The sequence below is a fragment of the Mycobacterium sp. E3298 genome (assembly GCF_001666895.1).
GTDB lineage: Bacteria > Actinomycetota > Actinomycetes > Mycobacteriales > Mycobacteriaceae > Mycobacterium.
Map to the genome: position 1 here is coordinate 1 of NZ_LZJB01000286.1, position 18,743 is coordinate 18,743.

An 18,743-nucleotide genomic window follows, 5' to 3' on the forward strand; every position below is an offset into this window, starting at 1 on the left:
CTGCTGAACAGTGGCGTGCTGTTCGGAAAAGGCGTCTCGCTCGCCTTGGCGATGATGTTCCTGGGCGCGTCGATCGCAACCACCGCGTTTCCAATGCTGGCCCGAATCATTTTCGAACAACGGCTTTCCGGAACGCCTCTAGGTACGCTCGCCCTGATCTGCGGCGCGATCGACGATGCGCTCTCCTGGTGCATCCTCGCCGTCGTGCTCGCCATCCATCGAGGCAATCCCACCACAGCCGCCACGGCGATAGCCGGTGGCATTCTTTACACGGCGCTGCTCCTGACCGTCGGGCGGAAAGCGCTGGCCGCCCTCGGCGCGAGATCCGAGCGCCGCAACGCGGTCAGCACATCCACGTTCAGCACCGTCCTCGTGTTGCTCATGACGTGCGCATGGTTCACCGACGCGATCGGCATCTACGCGATATTCGGCGCATTCGTCCTGGGCGCGGCAATGCCGTCCGGCTTCTTCGCCCACCAACTCACCGCCAGGCTCGAGCCGTTGGTGACCACGTTGTTGCTGCCGCTGTTCTTCGTCTACTCGGGGCTGAATACCCAGATCGGCCTGGTGAACAGCCCGAAACTGTGGGCGGTGACGGTGGGAATGCTCCTGCTGTCGATCTTTGGCAAGGGCGTTTCGTGCGCGGTGGTCGCGTGGCTCAGGAAAGTCCCTTTTCGTGAGGCCGTTGCGCTGGGTTCCTTGATGAACGCCCGCGGATTGATCGAACTCATTCTGCTCAACATCGGGCTCCAGGCCGGCATCATCACCCCGACGCTCTTCAGCATCCTCGTTCTGGTTGCCGTGGTCACGACCCTGATGGCCACGCCGATATTCGAGTTCGTTTATGGGCGGCACCGGGCAGGCGAGGCGTCCCCCACCGGCCGGTCAAGAATCCAGGACGTCGAAGACCGCCGCAGCGGAGGTGACGGCCTTGTCCGCGTTCCCCTCGTCGTGCAGCAGCATGCGCACGCCGACGCGGCCGGGGGCGCCGCGGTGGGCGACCCCCTCGACCCGGAAGGGACCCACCTTGCCGCGCGACATGAACATGACGTGCCAGCTGACCACCTGGAGCTTTCGGGTCCCCGCGACGCCGGCGGCGAGGTCGATCGCCGCGGTTTCTAGGACGACGTGCTGCGGGCCGATGTGCAGCGCGGCGTCCGGCGAAGCGAGTTCGGTGCTGAGCTCGGGCAGCACCCAATGGCCATCGTCCCGCCTGCTGGCCCCGAAGGCCTGCCACAGCGGCGGCAGGTCCGGCGAGTCCTCGATCTCCAATTCCGTACCCGAAACGTCCATCCGGCCCAGGCCTTCCGGCGGAATGCCGATGATCGCTCCCTGCCCCTCGTTAAAGGCGATCACCCGATCCGGATTGTCGGCGTCGACGATCTTGCACCGCCCGTAACCCATGGTGCGGCCCTGGTGCACGATGCCCGAACCCACGATCTCGACCCGCCTGACGTCGTAGCCCGGGTCGATGATCTGCACCGACGCGATGACCGGATTGGGCACCGCGACCATGTCCGTCTGGCATCCTTCGGGGGACGAGATGGCCAACGGCGCCACCATGATTCCACCGGCCTCGTTGCGCATGTCACGGCGAATGGTGACGGTGTCGTCGACCTCACCGATGTCCATCGAGGAGTGTTTGCGGCCGATGTAGCGGTAGCTGAGCAGACCCGTCCAGCGCCGATACAGCTCGTCCCGGTATGCCTCGGAGTCTCCCGCCAACTCCCGGATGTCACGAAGCTGGTCGCTCAATTCCGGCCTCCTTCAAGCTTTTCCGTGCCGCACCTGGTTGAACGGCACGCCACGGTCGGCGGCGTACTCGCGCGGGAAATTCAGGACCCGCTCCCCGATCACGTTGCGTGCCATCTCCGTGGTCCCGCCACCGATGCTGGCAATCTGGCGGCCCAGGTAGCGCGTGCCGATGTCGAGCAAACCCGTCCCGTCGTCGATAACGGCCGCCGGTCCGGCGACGGCCAGCGCGGTGTCGACTTCGACGTCGTGCACCTCGGCCATGTAGAGCCGGATGATCGATCCCGCGGCGGGCGGCAGCGAACCGCCGGCCACGGCGTGGAAGACGTGCTCGCTGAGTTGTCCATGCACCGCCCTGTGCACCAAAGCTCGCCCGACCATTTCCCGGACACGTTCGTTGCCGGCTTGTTTCGCCTTCTCGACCACCGACAGCAGGTCGACGGAGACATCCTCGGCCTCGGCGATTCCCGGCCCGCTGGTGTACTCCGACCCGTCGCCCATGCTGCGACGTTCGTGGTAGAGCTGGCGCGACGCGACGTCCCATCCCTTACCCGGCTCACCGACGACGGCGTCGTCACCGACGTCGACGTCGTCGAAGAACTCCTCGCAGAATTCGACCGAGCCGTTGACCTGCTTGATGCGGTTGATGATGACGCCGGGATGCCGAAGCGGCACCAGGAACATCGTCAGCCCTTCGTGTTTGGGCGCGTTCCAGTCCGTCCGGGCCAGGCACAGCCCATAGTCCGCGGCGAATGCCCACGTGCTCCATGTCTTGGCGCCGTTGATGATCCATCGTCCGTCCCTGCGGTCGGCACGGGTGAGGACGCCCGCAAGATCCGATCCCCCGCTGGGTTCCGACAGCAACTGCACCAGCACTTCGTCGCCGCGAAGCGCGGCGGCTATGTGGGTGCGCTTCTGTTCCTCGCTGCCCATGTCGAGGATCGTCGCGCAGCAGATGGCGAAGGACGGGACGTTGAGCATGAGCGGCGTCTCGTAGGCCAGGGCCTCGGCGTCGAACGCCTTCTTGTATTCGTAGCCCAACCCGAGGCCGCCGCACTCGCGCGGGAAGCAGATGCCGGCGAATCCGCCGTCGTACAGCTTCCTCTGCAATTCACGCGCGCGGCGCCACGAAGCCAGCTCGTCGCGCTGCAGGGCCATTGCGTCTTCGGAATCAAGCCGAGGGAGGTTTCCGGCCAGCCAGGCCCTGGCCCGGCTCCGGAATTCTGCGACCGACTCGGAAGTCACCGGATGGCCTCTCATTCGAGCGTCGACCTTGTGCTGGGCGACTGTACAGCAGCGGAGCCGAGGCAGTCGAGACCCCGCCCTCGGCGCCGCGTCGCGTCCCCCGCCGGTAGTCTGCGGACGACTCATGACGCACCCCTTCGACGACGCCATCCGGCTGCAAACCATCGACGCCGACACCAGGCGCGGCCGGACCCATCCGGAATGGGCCAATATGGTGGGGCCCTTCGGTGGCATCACCGCCGCGACGATGCTGCACGCGATCGAATCGCACCCCGAGCGCATCGGCGAACCGTTGGCTTTGACGGTCAACTACGCCGCCCCCATCGCCGACGGCGACTTCGACATCTCACTGCGGGCCGCGCGCACCAACCGCAGCAACCAGCACTGGATCGCCGAACTCGGCCAGGATGGAGACGTCAAGACAACGGTGACCGCGTTGTTCGCTCTGCGCCGCGACAGCTGGGGCGACACGGAAAGCCGCCCGCCGAGCGCACCGGACCCGGAGCAGGTTCCGCCCACCGATCCCGGCATCGTTCGATGGACCAGCCTTTACGACATGCGGTATGTCGAGGGACAAATTCCCAGGGAGGACGGGCAACCGAGCGAATCCTCGACGACCACACTGTGGGTGCGTGACGGCGCCCACCGCCCCGTCGACTACCCGGCGCTGGCGGCCCTGAGCGACGTCTTCTATCCGCGCGTGTTCCTGCGCCGCGGCAACGTCATCCCGTCGGGGACCATCTCGTTGACGACATATTTCCACGCCGACCAGCACCAACTCGACCATTTGGGAGACGACTTCGTCCTGTGCACCGCCCACGCCAACCGCTTCTCCCGGGGCTACTTCGACCAGAGCGCGCAGGTATGGACGCGGGAGGGCACGCTGCTGGCGACCACGCATCAGGTCGTCTACTTCAAGGGCTGACAGGTTTACACTTCGCCAGTGAAACGTCACGCAGGGGCGCACACCGAAGGAATAGAGCCGCTATGACACAGCGCGCGCACGACGCGATCGCCGACGCGGCCACACTGCTGGACATCGAATCGATCAAGCAGCTCAAGGCTCGCTATTGCCGATACCTCGACAACAAGGACTGGGCGGCGTGGCGAACCGTCTTCACCGATGACTTCGTCAGCGACACCGCCGAGGCGGGCGGCAAGGTCATCGAGGGCGCGGACGAGTTCGTGTCGTTCACCCGCAAGGCCCTCGGGCGGCCGGCCCAGGCCACGGCGCACCAGGTGCACGCCCCCGAAATCACGCTCACTTCGGCGACCACCGCCCGCGGGGTGTGGGCGGTGCAAGACGTCGTCCGATTCGGAGCAGGCGTGACCTTGGTGGGGTACGGCCACTACCACGAGACCTATGAGAACGTCGACGGTCAGTGGTTTATCAAGAGCTCCAAGCTAACTCGCGTGCGAGAGGATATCGTCACCCCAGTATTCTCGATCTACGTCTCCGAGCGAATCCGACGCGCGATCGGCAGAGCCGCCAATCGACTGATGGGACAATGACAAAGCCATGACTGCCTCTACCGTTTTGGTCACCGGCGCGTTCGGACAAGTCGGCAAGCGTTGCACTCAGATCCTGCTCGAGCGGGGACGCACCGTCATCGCAATGGATCTGCGCAACGACAACACCGTCGCCGTCGAACGCGAGCTGGCCGCCGGCGGGTACCCCGGCACGCTCATTGCGGCCTACACCGATCTGCTGGACGCCGAGGCGGTGCGCGGGCTCGCCGCGACTCATCGGCCCGACGCGGTCGTCCACCTCGCCGCGGTCGTGTCCCCGCTGTCGTATCGCAAGCCCGCGTTGGCCCGCAAGGTAAACGTCGGTGGCACCGAGAATCTCTTGGCGGCCTGCGCCGCGCTCCCCCGGCCGCCGCTGTTCCTGATGGCGTCCAGCGCCGCGGTCTACGGATCGCGCAACCCCTACCGCCAGCCGGAGCGGATCACCCCTGATACCCCCGTGAACCCCATCGACCAATACGGTCAGGACAAGGTCCTCGCCGAGGCGGCGATCCGCGACAGTGGCCTGCCGTACGCGCTGTTCCGCCTGGGCGGGGTCATCTCGCCGGATACCCACACCACGGTCAACAGCGACTCGCTGCTGCTGATGCGGTCGATGCCCGGCGACAACCGCATGCACGCCGTGGACGCGCGCGATGTGGCGCTCGCTTTCGCCAACGGCGTCGACCGTGAGTCGGCGATCGCGGGCAAGGTGATCCTGATCGGCGGCAACGAGACCTACGTGCTCACCCAGCGCGACCTCGAGGACGGACTCATGGACGCCGTCGGCCTGGGTGGCCTGGGCCCGTCCGCCAGCCTGCCCGGCGACCCCACCGACGACCGCGGCTGGAGCTTCACCGGCTGGTACGACACCACCGAAGCGCAGGCGCTGCTGAACTTTCAGGAGCACGACTGGTCCGACACCCTGGCGTGGATCGCCCAAACACAGGGGCGCCTGCGGACCGTCGTGCGACTGCTGAGCCCCGTATTGCGCCCGGTACTGCGCACCGTCCTGATGGTGCAGCGCCGGCTCGAGGGGCGTGGACCATACGCCGACCCGTGGTCGCTGATCGAAAAGAAATACGGGACCGCCGCGCTGGCCGGCGTCGACTAGCTACCCGGCCGGGCGCTGCGGGTATCTCCCCGCTTGCGGGGACGGGTCGCCACCGCGTATCACTTCAGGGACGCGAAGAAGACGGCGGCCTTGCGAATCGAGTCCTCGACGGGTCCGGGCGTCCACCCGAGCTCGCGTTCGGCCTTGCCGTGGTCGAGCGGGGACATCAATTCGGCCATGCGGATTCCGACGTAGGCGAACGGCAGGTCCCGGCCCAGCAGCGCCGCCGCCGCGTCGTTGACCCGCGCACCGGCGCGCAGCACGGACATCGGGATACCGATGCGCGGCGGGCGCCTGCCGACGGCCGTGGCCGCGATCTCATGCAGCTCCCGGACGCTCATGTAGCGGTCGGAGACGATGTAGCGCTCGCCGTTGCGTCCGCGCTCCGCTGCGAGAAGCATTGCCCTTGCGGCGTCTTCGATGCCCACCACCTCGGCCGAGTAGCCGAAATAGAACGGAAACCTTCCGGTCGCGACGAGGGCAAGCAAGGAGCCGTGTGGGGTCGGCGCCCAGTCGCCGGGCCCATAGGTGGTGGATACGCACATCGCCACGGCGGGCAATCCCTTGTCCCGCGCGTACGACAGCAGCAGGTCTTCCCCGGCCACCCGCGCCTCGATATACGGGCCGCCCTGATCCCAGTTGTGCGGATCGTCCTCGGTGACTGGCTTACCGTTACTGATCGCCAAAGTGCCTGTGGTGCTGGTGTAGACGAACCTCTTGAGGTCGGCGCCCAGCGCCGCGTCGAGGACGTGTCGCAGCCCCTCGACGTTGGTGCGGAACAGCTGCGCCGGGTCCCGCAGCCACATCCGGGCGTCGACGACGCAGTAGTAGACGACGTCACACCCGGCCATGGCCGCGGCCAGCGCCCGGTCGTCGAAGACATCCCCGTAGCAGCGCTCGACATCGAGATCGTCGATTCCCTTGGTAGAGCTGGTGCGCCGCAACATCACTCGCACGTCGGCGCCGGCGGCGACGAGCTGCCGGGTGACATGCGAGCCCAGGAAGCCGCTCGCCCCGATCACCAGTTTCTTGGCGACGCCCACTAACGGTCGATCCACTTCATCTGCGCCTCGGCGTGATGGCCCCCGATGGCCGGGGTCAGCCGGTCGAGCCGGGACAGCTGGTCGGCGGTCAGTTCGACGGCGTCCGCACCGACGTTCTCTTCGAGGCGCGCCACGCGCTTCGTCCCCGGAATCGGCACGATGTCGCGGCCTTTCGCCAACAGCCAGGCGAGGGCCACCTGAGCGGGAGTGGCCCCGACATCGGCGCTGATGCTGCGCAATTCGTCCGCGCTGTTCAAGTTGTGCTGAAAGTTCTCGTCGAAGAAACGCGGATTGGTCTTGCGGTAGTCGCTGTCCGGCAACCCCTCGGTGGAGCGAATGGCGCCGGTGAGGAAGCCGCGCCCCAACGGCGAGTAGGCGACGAACCCGATCCCCAGTTCGCGCAGCAGCGGCAAGATCTCGTCTTCCTGGTCGCGTGTCCACAACGAATATTCGGATTGCACGGCGGTGACCGGATGAACCGCGTGCGCGCGCCGAATGGTCATCACGCCGACCTCCGAAAGGCCGATGTACCTAATCTTCCCGGCGGCGACCAACTCCGCCAACGCCCCGACGGTGTCTTCGATCGGGGTCTCCCGGTCGAGGCGGTGCTGATAGTAGAGATCGATGCGATCGGTTCCGAGCCTCTGCAGCGAACCGTCCACCGCGATGCGAATGTTGGCGGGGCTGCTGTCCAGCCCGCCGCGCCCCGTGTGGGAGATCATCCCGAACTTCGTCGCCAACACCACCTGATCCCGCCGGCCCTGCAGCGCGCGGGCGAGCAGTTCTTCGTTGACATACGGGCCGTAGACCTCGGCGGTGTCGATCAGCGTGACGCCCAGATCGATGGCGCGCTGAACGGTACGGATCGACTCGGCATCATCGGTGCCTGCGCCTGCGTACGCCACGGACATCCCCATCGCGCCCAGGCCCAGGCGGCCGACTTCCAGGTCGGCGAGGCGAGCTTGTTTCATGGGGTCATTGTGCGCCCGGCGACTTCACGGGACGGGGCGGGTACCGTTGCGCGAGTGCACCGCATCGATCTCGCCGCGATCCGATGGACGACGTAGAAACCGCGCGACCGGCCCGCAATCTCGCGGTCGACTACTACCGCGCCTCGGGCGTGGTCCTCATCGTGCTGGGCCACTGGCTGGCCGGTTCGGTGACTTACCACGATGGGCAATTCGGCCGCGAGAACCCGCTGCTCGACATGCCATGGACGCAATGGCTGACATGGATTTTCCAGGCGGTTCCGGTGTTCTTCTTCGTGGCCGGCTATGCCGGGGCCGTGTCGTGGGCTCACCGCCGCGACGCCGAGAGCTTCTCGCGCCAGGCCTGGATCCGGCATCGACTCGCTCGGGTGCTCGGACCGACCACGGTCTATGTCGCACTGATTTCGGCGATCGTGGTGGTCCTGCGGGCCCGGCATTTGCCCGGCACCGTGATGGAATACGCGGGTTGGGCGGTGGCCATGCACCTGTGGTTCCTCGCGGTGTACGTGCTCGTCGTGTCACTGACGCCGATTGCCGTTGCGGCGCATAGGCGTTGGGGCCTCGTGGTCCCGCTGGTACTGGCCGCGGGAGTCGTGCTGGTCGACGCCGTCTCGCTCGCGGGCCACGTCCCCTATATCGGCACGCTGAACTATCTGCTGTGCTGGGGCCTGCTCTACCAGCTCGGGATCGCCTGGCAGGGTGGCCTGTTGGCCGGCCGCCGGCCGATGCTGCTCGCTGCCGCCTCGGCCGTCGCTCTGATGCTGCTGATCCGGGTGGGGCCGTATCCGGTGAGCATGATCGGCGTTCCTGGCGAAGCGATCGAGAACACGACGCCGCCGACGGTGGCGATGATGGCCTTCGGGTGCACGCAAGCGGGGCTGGCCATGGCATTGGCGCCGGCACTGGACCGGATCCTGCACCACCGCTCGGTGCAGCGGGTGTTGTCCACCGCCAACGCCAACGTGATGGCCCTTTACCTATGGCACATGGTTCCGGTTGTCATCGTCGCGATCGTCGCCTATCCGGCAGGGCTGATCCCGCAACCGCACGAGGGTTCGGTGGCGTGGTGGCTCGTCCGGCTGGAGTGGATCACGATACTCAGCGTGGTGACCGCGGCCGAACTGATGCTGCTGTGGTGGCAGCGGCGGGTCTTCGCGGTTCCGCTGCCCACGTTCGGGCTGCCGCTCGGTGACCGCTTTGCCGAGGCGATCATGCTGACCGGCACCGTCCTGGCCGCCGCCGGGCTGCATCTGTTGGCGCAGGGCGGCTTCGCACCGAACGGGCGATTCTCCTGGCCGACCGCCGCCCTGTTCGCCGCCGGGGTCGTGTTGGTGGCGGTGCGACCCAAAACCCGAGACACGGTCCCCTCGGGTAAGCGACTTACGGCCCCTTGAGATGGGCCCTAGTGCCCTGGTCGCCTTCCTGATCGGAGAGAAACGTTTCCGCCAAGGCTCGGAGTATCCAAGCAGTTGAGCCTAGGCTACAGGGAGACATCCTCGCTAAGGGAGTACACAGATGTCACACGCCACGCTCCACACCAGCCAGGTCCCTCAGCAGCGCGCGCAGGACGCCGAGCTACTACGGAAGTCGGGGGTGCACAAGCTCGTCGTCGCCGATCGCGACGGCAACTGCTTGGCGTTCCTATTGGCCTGGGACAGCTTCGACTACGACGCCGAGACGGACACCTATGTGTGCGTCGTCGATAGCGATGGCAGAGATCTCATGACCGTGTATACCGCCGGTGAAATCAAACCGGCGTCCAAGGCGAACACCTATGTCGTGACCGCACCCGACAGGTTGAATGGCCACAGGGCGGTGTAGCCGCCCCGAACCAAGCGGGTTCTGACGCGCCACGCTTTCGGCTGACGGACGCGTCGCACGATGTCTGCCGCCCCGGTGGCGCGGCTCGGGGGATCTTGACATCGTCAAGCTTATGATGGACCGTTCGTACGGTTAGTTAGAGCCGAAGGGTGCACGATGCCTCGACCTGGTCGGCGTGGCGAGATCTTCGACGCGTTTGTCCGCTATGTCGCCGAACGCGGCTACGACAGAACGAATATGGGCGACATCGCCGACGAGCTTGGCATGTCGAAGGGCACCATCGTTCATCACTTCGGCACCAAGGCACAGATGTTGCGGGAGCTCGAGGAAACCCACCTCGCCCGACAACTCGATGCGGTGCAGATGGCATGGTCCCGGCTCGGTACACCGCAGGAACGCATCGCCGCAATCATTTACACCTCCGCGCTGCTCCAGGTGGTCGCCCGTGAGGCGACGGTGGCAAGCCAGCGCGAGGTGGTCCAGTTGTCCGACGACCCGGCGATGCAGCAAGTCCGGAAGCTGCGGAACCAATTGCAAAGCTTGGCGATTGAGGAGATCCGCAGCGGAATCGACGGCGGGGTCTTCCGAGCCGTCGACATCGAACTGGCGGCATTGCAGCTGTGGGGATCGCTCGAGTGGATGTGGGTGTGGTTCGGCCCCGCCGATTCCCGCAGCCCGGAACAGGTAGGGGCCGCGTTCGTCGACGTGTTCCTCGGCGGGTTACTGCTCGATCGGCTCGGGCTCGGCAAGTGGGCAAGCCCCTCCGCCGACGTCGTCTCGGTGGTGCGTGAATGCCTCGCCGCCGTCACGGGTCCGGCCGCCTAGCCTCCAACACCATTGCGCGGGGCCGTAATTGGCCCTACCGAGGCTCCGCTTGGTGCGCCGCGTCAGCGTTGGCCGACGCTCGTTCGAACGGGAAAAGCACCGAAAAGCCCTGCCGAATACTGTACGCGCGGTCGGTTTCCGTGCGCAGGCTTTTCTCAAAAGAAAGGCCGACGATGTGGCGCCAGGCGTACCGACTACCGCCAAAACCCCTGTAAATCACCAAAAAGACGTCAACACGGCGCTGGCCACCCCCGAATTACTCGCGCGGCGAATACTCGCCGCCGCCGGCGGTTATTGACTGACCGTACGGTCTAATGCCATAGTGATGCGTGGCGCAAACTAGGGCGGCATGGAGCCGAAGGGTGGGATCTCAGAGTGTCGATCGGGAGGATCACCGGGTCGACTCGCGTCGGGAGTCAGCCCGCGCGGTACGCCACCGATGGGGGCCACCGCTCTTGCGGCAAGACCCGCGGCGAAGGAATCAGGAATCCGGCCCCGTCCCGCCTCACTCGAAACACTCTGTAGTGCAGCGCTTTGCACTGGTTGGCCGCGCGGCGGACCGCCCCGCCAACCAGGATCACGATCACCAACGCGATGACCGTCCCGCGACTACCCATCGCCCGCTTGACGAAGCGGCGGAACCGAAAGCCCTCGTTGCGCGGTCGCGTTCGGGACGGCACGCATGACCACCTCCCACCTGACCGCCAGCAAATTGAGCAGTCGGATTCGGCCCGGGACGGAAGTGGCCGGTGGATTCTTCCGCATGTGCGTGCTGACCGGGAAAGCGCTGAGACAGCCGTTCGAATGGCGCGAGTTCATCTGGAACGGCTGGTTTCTCATGCGGGTATCGCTGCTGCCCACCATCGCCGTGTCCATCCCGGAAACCGTGCTGCTCATCTTCACGCTGAACCTGCTGCTGGCGGAGATCGGCGCCGCCGACGTGTCGGGGGCCGGTGCCGCGATCGGCGCGGTCACCCAGCTCGGCCCGATCGTGACGGTGCTCGTGGTCGCCGGCGCGGGCGGCACCGCCATCTGCGCGGACCTCGGCGCGCGCACCATCCGCGAGGAGATAGACGCGCTCGAGGTGCTCGGCATCGACCCGATCCACCGCCTGGTGGTGCCCCGGGTCGTCGCCTCCACACTTGTCGCGGTGCTGCTCAACGGCCTCGTGGTCGCCGTCGGCCTCGGGGGCGGCTACCTGTTCAGCGTCTACCTGCAGAACGTCTCGAGCGGCGCCTACCTCTCCACGTTGACGGCGCTCACCGGCCTGCCCGAGGTGGTGATCGCGTTCATCAAAGCCGCGACGTTTGGACTGATCGCCGGCCTGGTCGGCTGCTACCGCGGGCTGATCGTCCGCGGCGGATCCAAGGGCCTCGGGACCGCCGTGAACGAGACGGTGGTGCTCTGCTTCATCGCGCTGTTCGCGGTCAACGCGGCGCTGACCACCATCGGCGTCCGGTTCGGGACGGGGCGCTGACATGTCCACGGCTGCCGCCCTCCGCGTCCGCTTCCCGCGGACGAGCGCATTCGTCATCCGTTACGGGGACGTCCCGTCTCGCCCGCTGGTCGAGATCGGGCAGATGGTCTGGTTCGCACTGAGCGCCGTCGGGCAGATCCCCTTCGCCGTACACCGCTACCGCAAAGAGCTGCTCCGCATGGTTGCCCAGATGGGGATGGGCACCGGCGCGATGGCGGTGGTCGGTGGCACCGCCGCCATCGTCGGCTTCATCACCTTGTCGGCGGGTTCACTCGTCGCCATTCAGGGCTACGCGACGCTGGGCAACATCGGTGTCGAGGCGTTCACCGGGTTCTTGGCCGCCCTGGTCAATGTGCGGTTCGTGGCGCCGGTGGCCGCCGGTCAGGCGCTGGCCGCCACGGTCGGCGCGGGTGCCACGGCCGAATTGGGCGCCATGCGCATCAGCGAGGAAATCGACGCGCTCGAGGTGATGAGCATCCGGTCGGTCCCCTTTCTGGCGTCCACCCGGGTGGTGGCGGGTCTGATCGTCATCGTCCCGCTCTACGGGTTGGCGATGACCATGGCGTTCCTGTCCCAGCAGGTCACCACCGTGTTGTTGTACGGGCAGTCCATCGGCACGTACAACCACTACTTCCACACGTTCCTGCGCCTCAACGACGTCGGCTGGTCGTTCGCGGAGGTCATCCTGGTCGCGGTGGTCGTGATGACCACCCACTGCTACTACGGCTACACCGCCACCGGCGGGCCGGTCGGCGTCGGCGAAGCGGTCGGCCGCTCGATGCGGTTGTCGTTGATCACCATCGTCGTGGTGGTCGTGCTGACCGCGATGGCGGTCTACGGCAAGACCCCCAACTTCAACCTCACCGTGTAGCCGCCCATGACGACCCCGGTGAAAGAGAACCCGCAACGCATTCCGCCGTACCGGACGACGGCGCTGGCGTTCCTGATTGTCTCCGCGGTGGTGTTGGGGTTCGTGTGGTTGCAGTTTCGGGGCCAGCTCACGCCGACGACGCGCTTGACGATGTTGGCCCCCCGGGCGGGCTTGGTGATGGATCCGGGTTCGAAGGTCACCTACAACGGCGTGGAGATCGGCCGGGTGGCCAGCATTTCGGAGATCGAGCGTGACGGCATACCGGCCGCCAAGTTCGTCTTGAACGTCAATCCGAAGTGGATCGAGCTGATTCCGGCCAACGTGGACGCCAATATCAAGGCGACCACGGTTTTCGGTAACAAGTACGTGTCGTTGACCTCGCCGAAAAAGCCGACGCCACAACGCATCACGTCGCAGCACGTGATCGATGCCAGGTCGGTGACAACGGAGTTCAACACCCTGTTCGAGACGCTCACCTCGATAACGGAGAAGCTGGATCCGGTCAAGCTCAACCTGACGCTGGCTGCAGCCGCGCAGGCGTTGACCGGGTTGGGCGACAAATTCGGGCAATCGATCGTCAACGCCAACGCCATCCTCGACGACATCAACCCGCAAATGCCGCAGATCCGGCATGACATTCAACAGCTCGGCGCCCTGGGCGACGTCTACGCCAAAGCCGCGCCGGATCTGCTCGACTCCCTCAACAACGCGGTGGTTACGGCGCGCACCCTGCACCGGCAGGAGGCCGATCTGGATTCTGCGTTGTTGTCCGCGGCGGGGCTGGGCAACACCGGCGAAGACATCTTCAAGCGCGGCGGGCCCTACCTGCAGCGCGGCGCCGCCGATCTGGTGCCCACCGCCCAGCTGTTCGACACCTACAGCCCCGAGATCTTCTGCACCATCCGCAACTACTACGACGAGGAACCGGCGGCCTATGCCACCACCGGCGGCGGCAACGGCTATGCGCTGAGAACCATGACCGAGCTGACCTCAGGGCTGGGCGGCATGTTGACGCTCCCGGGGTTGGCCGGCACCGCGGCCACGATGGGGCTCCTGACCCTGGCCGGGCTGGTGGGCGGGGCGCCGAATCCCTTTGTGTACCCGGACAACCTGCCCCGCGTGAACGCCCGCGGCGGGCCGGGCGGTGCGCCCGGTTGCTGGCAGGCCATCACCCATGACCTGTGGCCGGCGCCGAGTCTGGTGGTCGATACCGGCGCCAGCCTCGCGCCCTACAACCATCTGGAAACCGGCTCACCGTACGCCATCGAGTACGTCTGGGGCCGCCAAGTCGGGGACAACACGATCAACCCATGAAAATCACCGGCTCCGCCATCAAGCTCGGCATCGTCTCACTGGTGCTGCTGCTGATCACCGTGTCGATCGTCGTGGTGTTCGCCCAGATGCGCTTCAACAGCACCAACAGCTATTCCGCGGAGTTCAAGAACGCCACCGGGCTCAAGAACGGCCAGTTCGTCCGCGCCGCCGGGGTCGAGATCGGCAAGGTCAAAGCGGTGCGGCTGATCGACGGCGGCCAGCGGGTGATGGTGGACTTCAACGTCGACCGGTCCATACCGCTCTACCAGACGACGACCGCACAGATCCGCTATCTCAATCTGTTCGCCGACCGCTACCTGGAGCTCAAGCGCGGCGAGGGTGACGGCAGCGATCGGATCCTGCCGCCGGGCGGATTCATCCCCCTGTCCCGAACAGCGCCCGCACTCGACCTCGACGCCCTGATCGGTGGATTCAAGCCGCTGTTCAGGGCGCTCGATCCGGAAAAGGTCAACACCATCGCGTCGGCCATCATCACGGTGTTCCAGGGTCAGGGCGGCACCATCAACGACATCCTGGATCAGACCGCGCAGCTGACCGCGCACATCGCTGAACGCGACCAGGCGATCGGTGAGGTGATCAAGAACCTGAACGTCGTGCTCGACACAACGGTCAGGCATCGCAAGGAGTTCGACCAGACCGTCGACAACTTCGAAAGACTGATCACCGGCCTGCAAAACCACGCCGACCCGCTGGCGGCCGGGACCGCGAACATCAGCAACGCCGCCGGCACGGTGGCCGACCTCCTCGCCGACAACCGCGCGCTGCTGCACAAGGCCATCAACTACCTGCAGGCTCTGCAGCAGCCGCTCGTCGACCAACGTGATCAACTCGGCGACCTGATTCACAAGACGCCGACCGCGCTCAATCTCATCGGACGCAGCATCGGCCTCTACGGGGACTGGGTGAACTTCTACCTGTGCGACCTCAGCATCAGGTGGAACGGGTTGCAGCCCGGTGGCCCGGTCCGCACGGTCCGGATCTGGCAGCAGCCCACCGGTAGGTGCACGCCGCAATGAGAACGCTGACGGAATTCAACCGCAACCGGGTCGGCCTGATGGGCATCACCGTGCTGGTGCTGGTCGTCGCCGTCGGCCAAAGCTTCACCAGCATCCCGATGATGTTCGCCAGCCCGAGCTATTACGGACAGTTCACCGACACCGGTCAACTCAACAAGGGCGATAAGGTGCGCATCTCCGGCGTGAACGTCGGCAAGGTGGAGGCGTTCGATATCGACGGCGACCATGTCCGCATCAAGTTCAATATCGGCGCCAACACCATCGGCAGCGAGAGCCGGCTCGCGATCAAGACCGACACCATCCTCGGCAAGAAGGTACTCGAGATCGAGCCGCGCGGAACGCAGACGTTGCGGCCGGGGGCCGTGTTACCGCTGGGCCAGAGCACCACCCCGTATCAGCTCTACGACGCCGCCTTCGACGTCACCAAGGCCGCCACCGGGTGGGACATCGACACCGTCAAGCAGTCGCTGAATGTGTTGTCGCAGACGATCGATCAGACCTATCCGCATCTGAGTGCCACGCTCGAGGGTTTGACCAGATTCTCCGACACCATCGGCAAACGCGACGACCAGATCAAGCACCTACTCGCTCAGGCCCATCAGGTCGCCAGCGTGCTCGGTGACCGCAGCGAACAGATCAACCGGCTGCTGGTCAACGCGAAGACACTCCTGGTCGCGTTCAACGAGCGCAGCCGCGCCATCGGCGCGCTGCTGCAGAACGTTTCCGCTTTCTCGGCCCAGGTGCAGGGATTCATCAACGACAACCCGAATCTGAACCCCGTGCTGGAGCAGTTGCGCGCGATCAGCGACGTGCTGGTGGCGCGTAAGGATGACCTCGCCCAAACCCTCACGTACGTCAGCCAATTCGCCGCCTCCCTGGGTGAATCGGTCGCGTCGGGACCGTACTTCAAGATTGTCCTGTCCAACCTGCTGCCGTATTGGATCTTGCAACCGTTCGTCGACGCCGCGTTCAAGAAGCGCGGCATCGATCCGGAGGACTTCTGGCGCAGCGCCGGGCTTCCCGAGTTCCGGTGGCCGGACCCCAATGGCACCCGGTTCCCCAACGGCGCGCCGCCGCCCGCGCCCCCGGTGCTGGAAGGCACCCCGGACCATCCGGGACCGGCGGTGCCGCCGGGAACGGCCTGCTCGTACACGCCACCGGCCGACGCGCTGCCGCGACCGTGGAACCCGTTGCCCTGCGCGGGTGTTGACGTCGGCGCCTTCGGCGGCAGTTTCCCGGCACCGATCGACGTCGCGGCGTCACCGCCGAACCCGAACGGCCTGCCACCGACGCCGGGAATCCCGATCGCCGCGCGGCCCGGCGACCCGCCTCCCGACGTGCCCGGCGTACCGGTGCCACTGCCCACCCAAGCCCCGCCGGGCGCGCGCACCGAGAACCTGCAACCCGCAGGCCCCGCCCCGCCACCGTCGGCGTTCGCTCCAGGACTCCCGCCGGGGCCGGCGGCGCCCCCGGGACCCGGACAGCAGTTGCCGGCGCCGTTCATCAACCCCGGCGGCACGGGCGGCAGCGGTATCACCGGAGGTAACCAGAATTGAGTAGCGTCTTCGGTATCGGCAAACCGCAGCGCCGGACGGTCGTCGGGGCGGTGGTGGTGCTGCTGGCCCTCGTCGCAGGGATCGTCGGCTGGCGGCTCTATCAGAAGTTGACCACCAACACCGTAATCGCTTACCTCCCAACGGCGAACGCGCTCTATTCCGGGGACAAGGTCCAGATCATGGGCGTGCGCGTCGGCTCAGTCGACAAGATCGAGCCAGCCGGCGACAAGATGAAGGTGACGTTCCACTACGACAACAAATACAAGGTGCCCGCCAACGCGTCCGCCGTAGTCGTCAACCCAACCCTGGTGGCGTCGCGGAGCATTCAGCTGGAGCCCCCCTACAAAGGTGGCCCGGTGATGGGCAACAACGCGGTGATCCCGATCGAGCGCACGCAGATGCCGACGGAGTGGGACGAACTGCGCGAAAGCGTCGCCAACATCATCTCCAAACTCGGCCCGACGCCCGAGCAACCCAAGGGCCCGTTCGGTGAGGCCATCGAGTCGTTCGCGGACGGATTGTCCGGCAAGGGCAAGCAGATCAACACCACACTGAACAGCCTGTCGCGGTCGCTCACCGCGCTGAACGAGGGCCGGGGCGACTTCTTCGCGGTGGTGCGCAGCCTGGCGCAGTTCGTCAACGCGTTGCACAAAGACGACCAGCAATTCGTCGCGCTGAACAAGAACCTCGCCCAGTTCACCGACGAGTTGACCGGGTCCGACCGCGACCTGTCCAACGCTATCCAGCAGTTCGACAGCCTACTCTCAACGCTGCGCCCGTTCTTGGACAAGAACCGCGAGGTGCTCGCCCATGACATCGGCAACCTCGACAGCCTGACCACCACGCTGGTCCAGCCCGACCCGCTGAACGGGTTGGAGACCGCCCTGCACGTCCTGCCGACGCTGGAGACGAATCTCAGCCAGATCTACCACCCGTCCCACGGCGCCGTCATGTCCATCCCGGCTATCCCGAACTTCGCCAACCCAATGCAGTTCATGTGCAGCATGATTCAGGCCGGCAGCCGGCTGGGCTACCAGGAATCCGCCGAACTGTGCGCCCAATACCTGGCGCCGATCCTCGATGCGATCAAGTTCAATTACCTGCCGTTCGGGCTGAACCTGTTCAGCACCGCCGAGGTGCTGCCCAAGGAAGTCGCCTACTCCGAACCCCGGCTGCAACCGCCCAACGGGTACAAAGACACCACGGTGCCCGGGATCTGGGTGCCCGACACTCCGTTCTCGCACCGCAATACCCAGCCCGGCTGGGTCGCCGCGCCGGGCATGCAAGGCACCCAGGTGGGGCCGGTCACCGGGGGCCTGATGACCCCCGAATCGCTGGCCGAACTCCTGGGCGGCCCCGGCGGCCCACCCCCTCCCCCGGGCTTGCAGACGCCGCCGGGGCCGCCGAACGCCTATGACGAGAACCCCGTCGTGCCACCGATCGGCCTGCGTGCGCCGCAGGTGCCGATCCCGCCACCGCCCCCGGGGCCGGGCGTGGTCCCGGGTCCGGTCGCGCCGACACCGGCGGCCGCCGCTACGGGAGCCGGATCATGATGCGCACCTTGGCTATTCGGGTCCGCCACCTGGGCTGGAAGGCGCTTGCTGTGTTGACCGCCGCGACGGTGCTTACCTCGTGCGCGAAGTGGCACGGAATCGCCAACGTACCGATGCCCGGCGGTCCGGGCTCCGGGCCCGGCTCCTACACCGTGTATGTCCAGATGCCCGACACGCTGGCCCTCAACGACAACAGCCGGGTGCGGGTGGCGGATGTCTTCGTCGGCACGGTGCGCGCGATCGAACTCAAGAACTGGGTCGCGACGCTGACACTGCGGCTGGGCAAGAACGTCAAGCTGCCCAGGAAGGCGCGGATCTGGTCGGCCCGCCCGTTGAGGATGTTGTAGACCTCGTTCTGCAGCACTTCGAGGTTCGGGATGCCGCCTCCGTGCAGCACGATGGCGAGGCTGGCCAGCGTCTGCTCGGTGGTGGGATAGGTGGACGCGTTTTTCAGCGGGATGGTGTCACCGTCCCGCAGCGGCTCCGGGGAGGGGTTGGGCGGCGCCGCCAGCTCAACGTGCTGGGAACCCAGCAGGCTGGTCTGGCCGATCTTGGCGGTGGCGTTCCTGGGCAGCTTGACGTTCTTGCCCAGCCGCAGTGTCAGCGTCGCGACCCAGTTCTTGAGTTCGATCGCGCGCAC

Annotated in this window: 18 protein-coding genes and 3 pseudogenes; 15 read left to right on the forward strand and 6 right to left on the reverse strand. The window is 66.2% G+C overall.

Features of this window, described 5'->3' with window-relative positions:
- Positions 1 to 54: 54 nt before the first annotated feature.
- Positions 55 to 822, forward strand: a pseudogene (locus A9X05_RS29685) (cation:proton antiporter); the annotation flags it as partial.
- A gap of 63 nt (positions 823 to 885) precedes the next feature.
- Here the strand turns inward: A9X05_RS29685 and A9X05_RS31045 are convergent.
- Together A9X05_RS31045 and A9X05_RS13565 are read right to left on the reverse strand one after the other, a co-directional pair.
- Positions 886 to 1,755 carry a hypothetical protein gene (locus A9X05_RS31045; RefSeq protein ID WP_067781972.1) on the reverse strand — a complete coding sequence of 290 codons (870 nt, stop codon included), beginning with the start codon at positions 1,753 to 1,755 and terminating at the stop codon, positions 886 to 888.
- A gap of 12 nt (positions 1,756 to 1,767) precedes the next feature.
- Positions 1,768 to 2,997, reverse strand: coding sequence for an acyl-CoA dehydrogenase family protein (locus tag A9X05_RS13565; protein ID WP_067748934.1), 1,230 nt, complete (start codon positions 2,995 to 2,997; stop codon positions 1,768 to 1,770).
- Positions 2,998 to 3,121: 124 nt separating this feature from the next.
- Between A9X05_RS13565 and A9X05_RS13570 the strand changes: the two genes are divergently transcribed.
- From A9X05_RS13570 to A9X05_RS13580, 3 genes are all read left to right on the forward strand, one after another.
- The gene (locus tag A9X05_RS13570; RefSeq protein WP_067748931.1) at positions 3,122 to 3,922 is read left to right on the forward strand and encodes an acyl-CoA thioesterase II; all 801 of its coding nucleotides are present in this window, start codon (positions 3,122 to 3,124) and stop codon (positions 3,920 to 3,922) included.
- Between the two features lie 62 nt (positions 3,923 to 3,984).
- A complete protein-coding gene (locus A9X05_RS13575) occupies positions 3,985 to 4,509 on the forward strand; it encodes a nuclear transport factor 2 family protein (RefSeq protein WP_067748928.1) in 525 nt (174 codons plus the stop codon).
- Positions 4,510 to 4,516: 7 nt separating this feature from the next.
- The gene (locus A9X05_RS13580; protein ID WP_067748926.1) at positions 4,517 to 5,617 is read left to right on the forward strand and encodes an NAD(P)-dependent oxidoreductase; all 1,101 of its coding nucleotides are present in this window, start codon (positions 4,517 to 4,519) and stop codon (positions 5,615 to 5,617) included.
- A gap of 59 nt (positions 5,618 to 5,676) precedes the next feature.
- Here A9X05_RS13580 and A9X05_RS13585 read toward each other — a convergent pair whose 3' ends face one another.
- A complete protein-coding gene (locus tag A9X05_RS13585; protein ID WP_231968960.1) occupies positions 5,677 to 6,675 on the reverse strand; it encodes an NAD-dependent epimerase/dehydratase family protein in 999 nt (332 codons plus the stop codon).
- Entirely contained in the window at positions 6,660 to 7,631 is a 972-nt protein-coding gene (locus A9X05_RS13590) for an aldo/keto reductase (protein WP_067748920.1), read from the reverse strand. The genes A9X05_RS13585 and A9X05_RS13590 overlap by 16 nt, the downstream gene beginning before the upstream one ends.
- Before the next feature lie 83 nt (positions 7,632 to 7,714).
- Between A9X05_RS13590 and A9X05_RS13595 the strand changes: the two genes are divergently transcribed.
- The 4 genes from A9X05_RS13595 (at position 7,715) to A9X05_RS31050 (ending at position 10,593) form a co-directional block, all read left to right on the forward strand.
- Positions 7,715 to 9,043 (forward strand): acyltransferase, encoded by a 1,329-nt coding sequence (locus A9X05_RS13595; protein ID WP_067748917.1) that lies wholly within the window; start codon positions 7,715 to 7,717, stop codon positions 9,041 to 9,043.
- Between the two features lie 121 nt (positions 9,044 to 9,164).
- A complete protein-coding gene (locus A9X05_RS13600) occupies positions 9,165 to 9,470 on the forward strand; it encodes a hypothetical protein (RefSeq protein WP_067748915.1) in 306 nt (101 codons plus the stop codon).
- A gap of 156 nt (positions 9,471 to 9,626) precedes the next feature.
- On the forward strand, positions 9,627 to 10,295 hold the full coding sequence (locus A9X05_RS13605; RefSeq protein ID WP_067748912.1) for a TetR/AcrR family transcriptional regulator: 669 nt from the start codon (positions 9,627 to 9,629) through the stop codon (positions 10,293 to 10,295).
- A 52-nt stretch (positions 10,296 to 10,347) separates the two neighbouring features.
- On the forward strand, positions 10,348 to 10,593 hold the full coding sequence (locus A9X05_RS31050) for a hypothetical protein (RefSeq protein WP_156669903.1): 246 nt from the start codon (positions 10,348 to 10,350) through the stop codon (positions 10,591 to 10,593).
- 118 nt (positions 10,594 to 10,711) lie between these two features.
- Here the strand turns inward: A9X05_RS31050 and A9X05_RS13610 are convergent, their stop codons facing one another.
- Positions 10,712 to 10,975 (reverse strand): hypothetical protein, encoded by a 264-nt coding sequence (locus A9X05_RS13610; protein ID WP_067748909.1) that lies wholly within the window; start codon positions 10,973 to 10,975, stop codon positions 10,712 to 10,714.
- Positions 10,976 to 10,977: 2 nt separating this feature from the next.
- Between A9X05_RS13610 and A9X05_RS13615 the strand changes: the two genes are divergently transcribed.
- From A9X05_RS13615 to A9X05_RS29700, 7 genes and pseudogenes are all read left to right on the forward strand, one after another.
- A complete protein-coding gene (locus A9X05_RS13615) occupies positions 10,978 to 11,772 on the forward strand; it encodes an ABC transporter permease (RefSeq protein WP_067748906.1) in 795 nt (264 codons plus the stop codon).
- 1 nt (position 11,773) lies between these two features.
- Positions 11,774 to 12,643 carry an ABC transporter permease gene (locus A9X05_RS13620; RefSeq protein ID WP_067278674.1) on the forward strand — a complete coding sequence of 290 codons (870 nt, stop codon included), beginning with the start codon at positions 11,774 to 11,776 and terminating at the stop codon, positions 12,641 to 12,643.
- A gap of 6 nt (positions 12,644 to 12,649) precedes the next feature.
- Positions 12,650 to 13,957, forward strand: coding sequence for an MCE family protein (locus A9X05_RS13625; protein ID WP_067748903.1), 1,308 nt, complete (start codon positions 12,650 to 12,652; stop codon positions 13,955 to 13,957).
- The gene (locus A9X05_RS13630; RefSeq protein ID WP_067748900.1) at positions 13,954 to 14,994 is read left to right on the forward strand and encodes a virulence factor Mce family protein; all 1,041 of its coding nucleotides are present in this window, start codon (positions 13,954 to 13,956) and stop codon (positions 14,992 to 14,994) included. Before A9X05_RS13625 ends, A9X05_RS13630 begins: the two co-directional genes overlap by 4 nt.
- The gene (locus tag A9X05_RS13635) at positions 14,991 to 16,550 is read left to right on the forward strand and encodes a virulence factor Mce family protein (protein ID WP_067748897.1); all 1,560 of its coding nucleotides are present in this window, start codon (positions 14,991 to 14,993) and stop codon (positions 16,548 to 16,550) included. Before A9X05_RS13630 ends, A9X05_RS13635 begins: the two co-directional genes overlap by 4 nt.
- Positions 16,547 to 18,103, forward strand: coding sequence for a virulence factor Mce family protein (locus tag A9X05_RS13640; RefSeq protein ID WP_067748894.1), 1,557 nt, complete (start codon positions 16,547 to 16,549; stop codon positions 18,101 to 18,103). Before A9X05_RS13635 ends, A9X05_RS13640 begins: the two co-directional genes overlap by 4 nt.
- Positions 18,103 to 18,408 (forward strand): annotated as a pseudogene (locus A9X05_RS29700) (MlaD family protein); the annotation flags it as partial. The gene A9X05_RS13640 and the pseudogene A9X05_RS29700, both read left to right, overlap by 1 nt.
- Here the strand turns inward: A9X05_RS29700 and A9X05_RS13645 are convergent.
- Positions 18,390 to 18,743 (reverse strand): annotated as a pseudogene (locus tag A9X05_RS13645) (MlaD family protein); the annotation flags it as partial. The pseudogenes A9X05_RS29700 and A9X05_RS13645 sit on opposite strands and share 19 nt — an antisense overlap.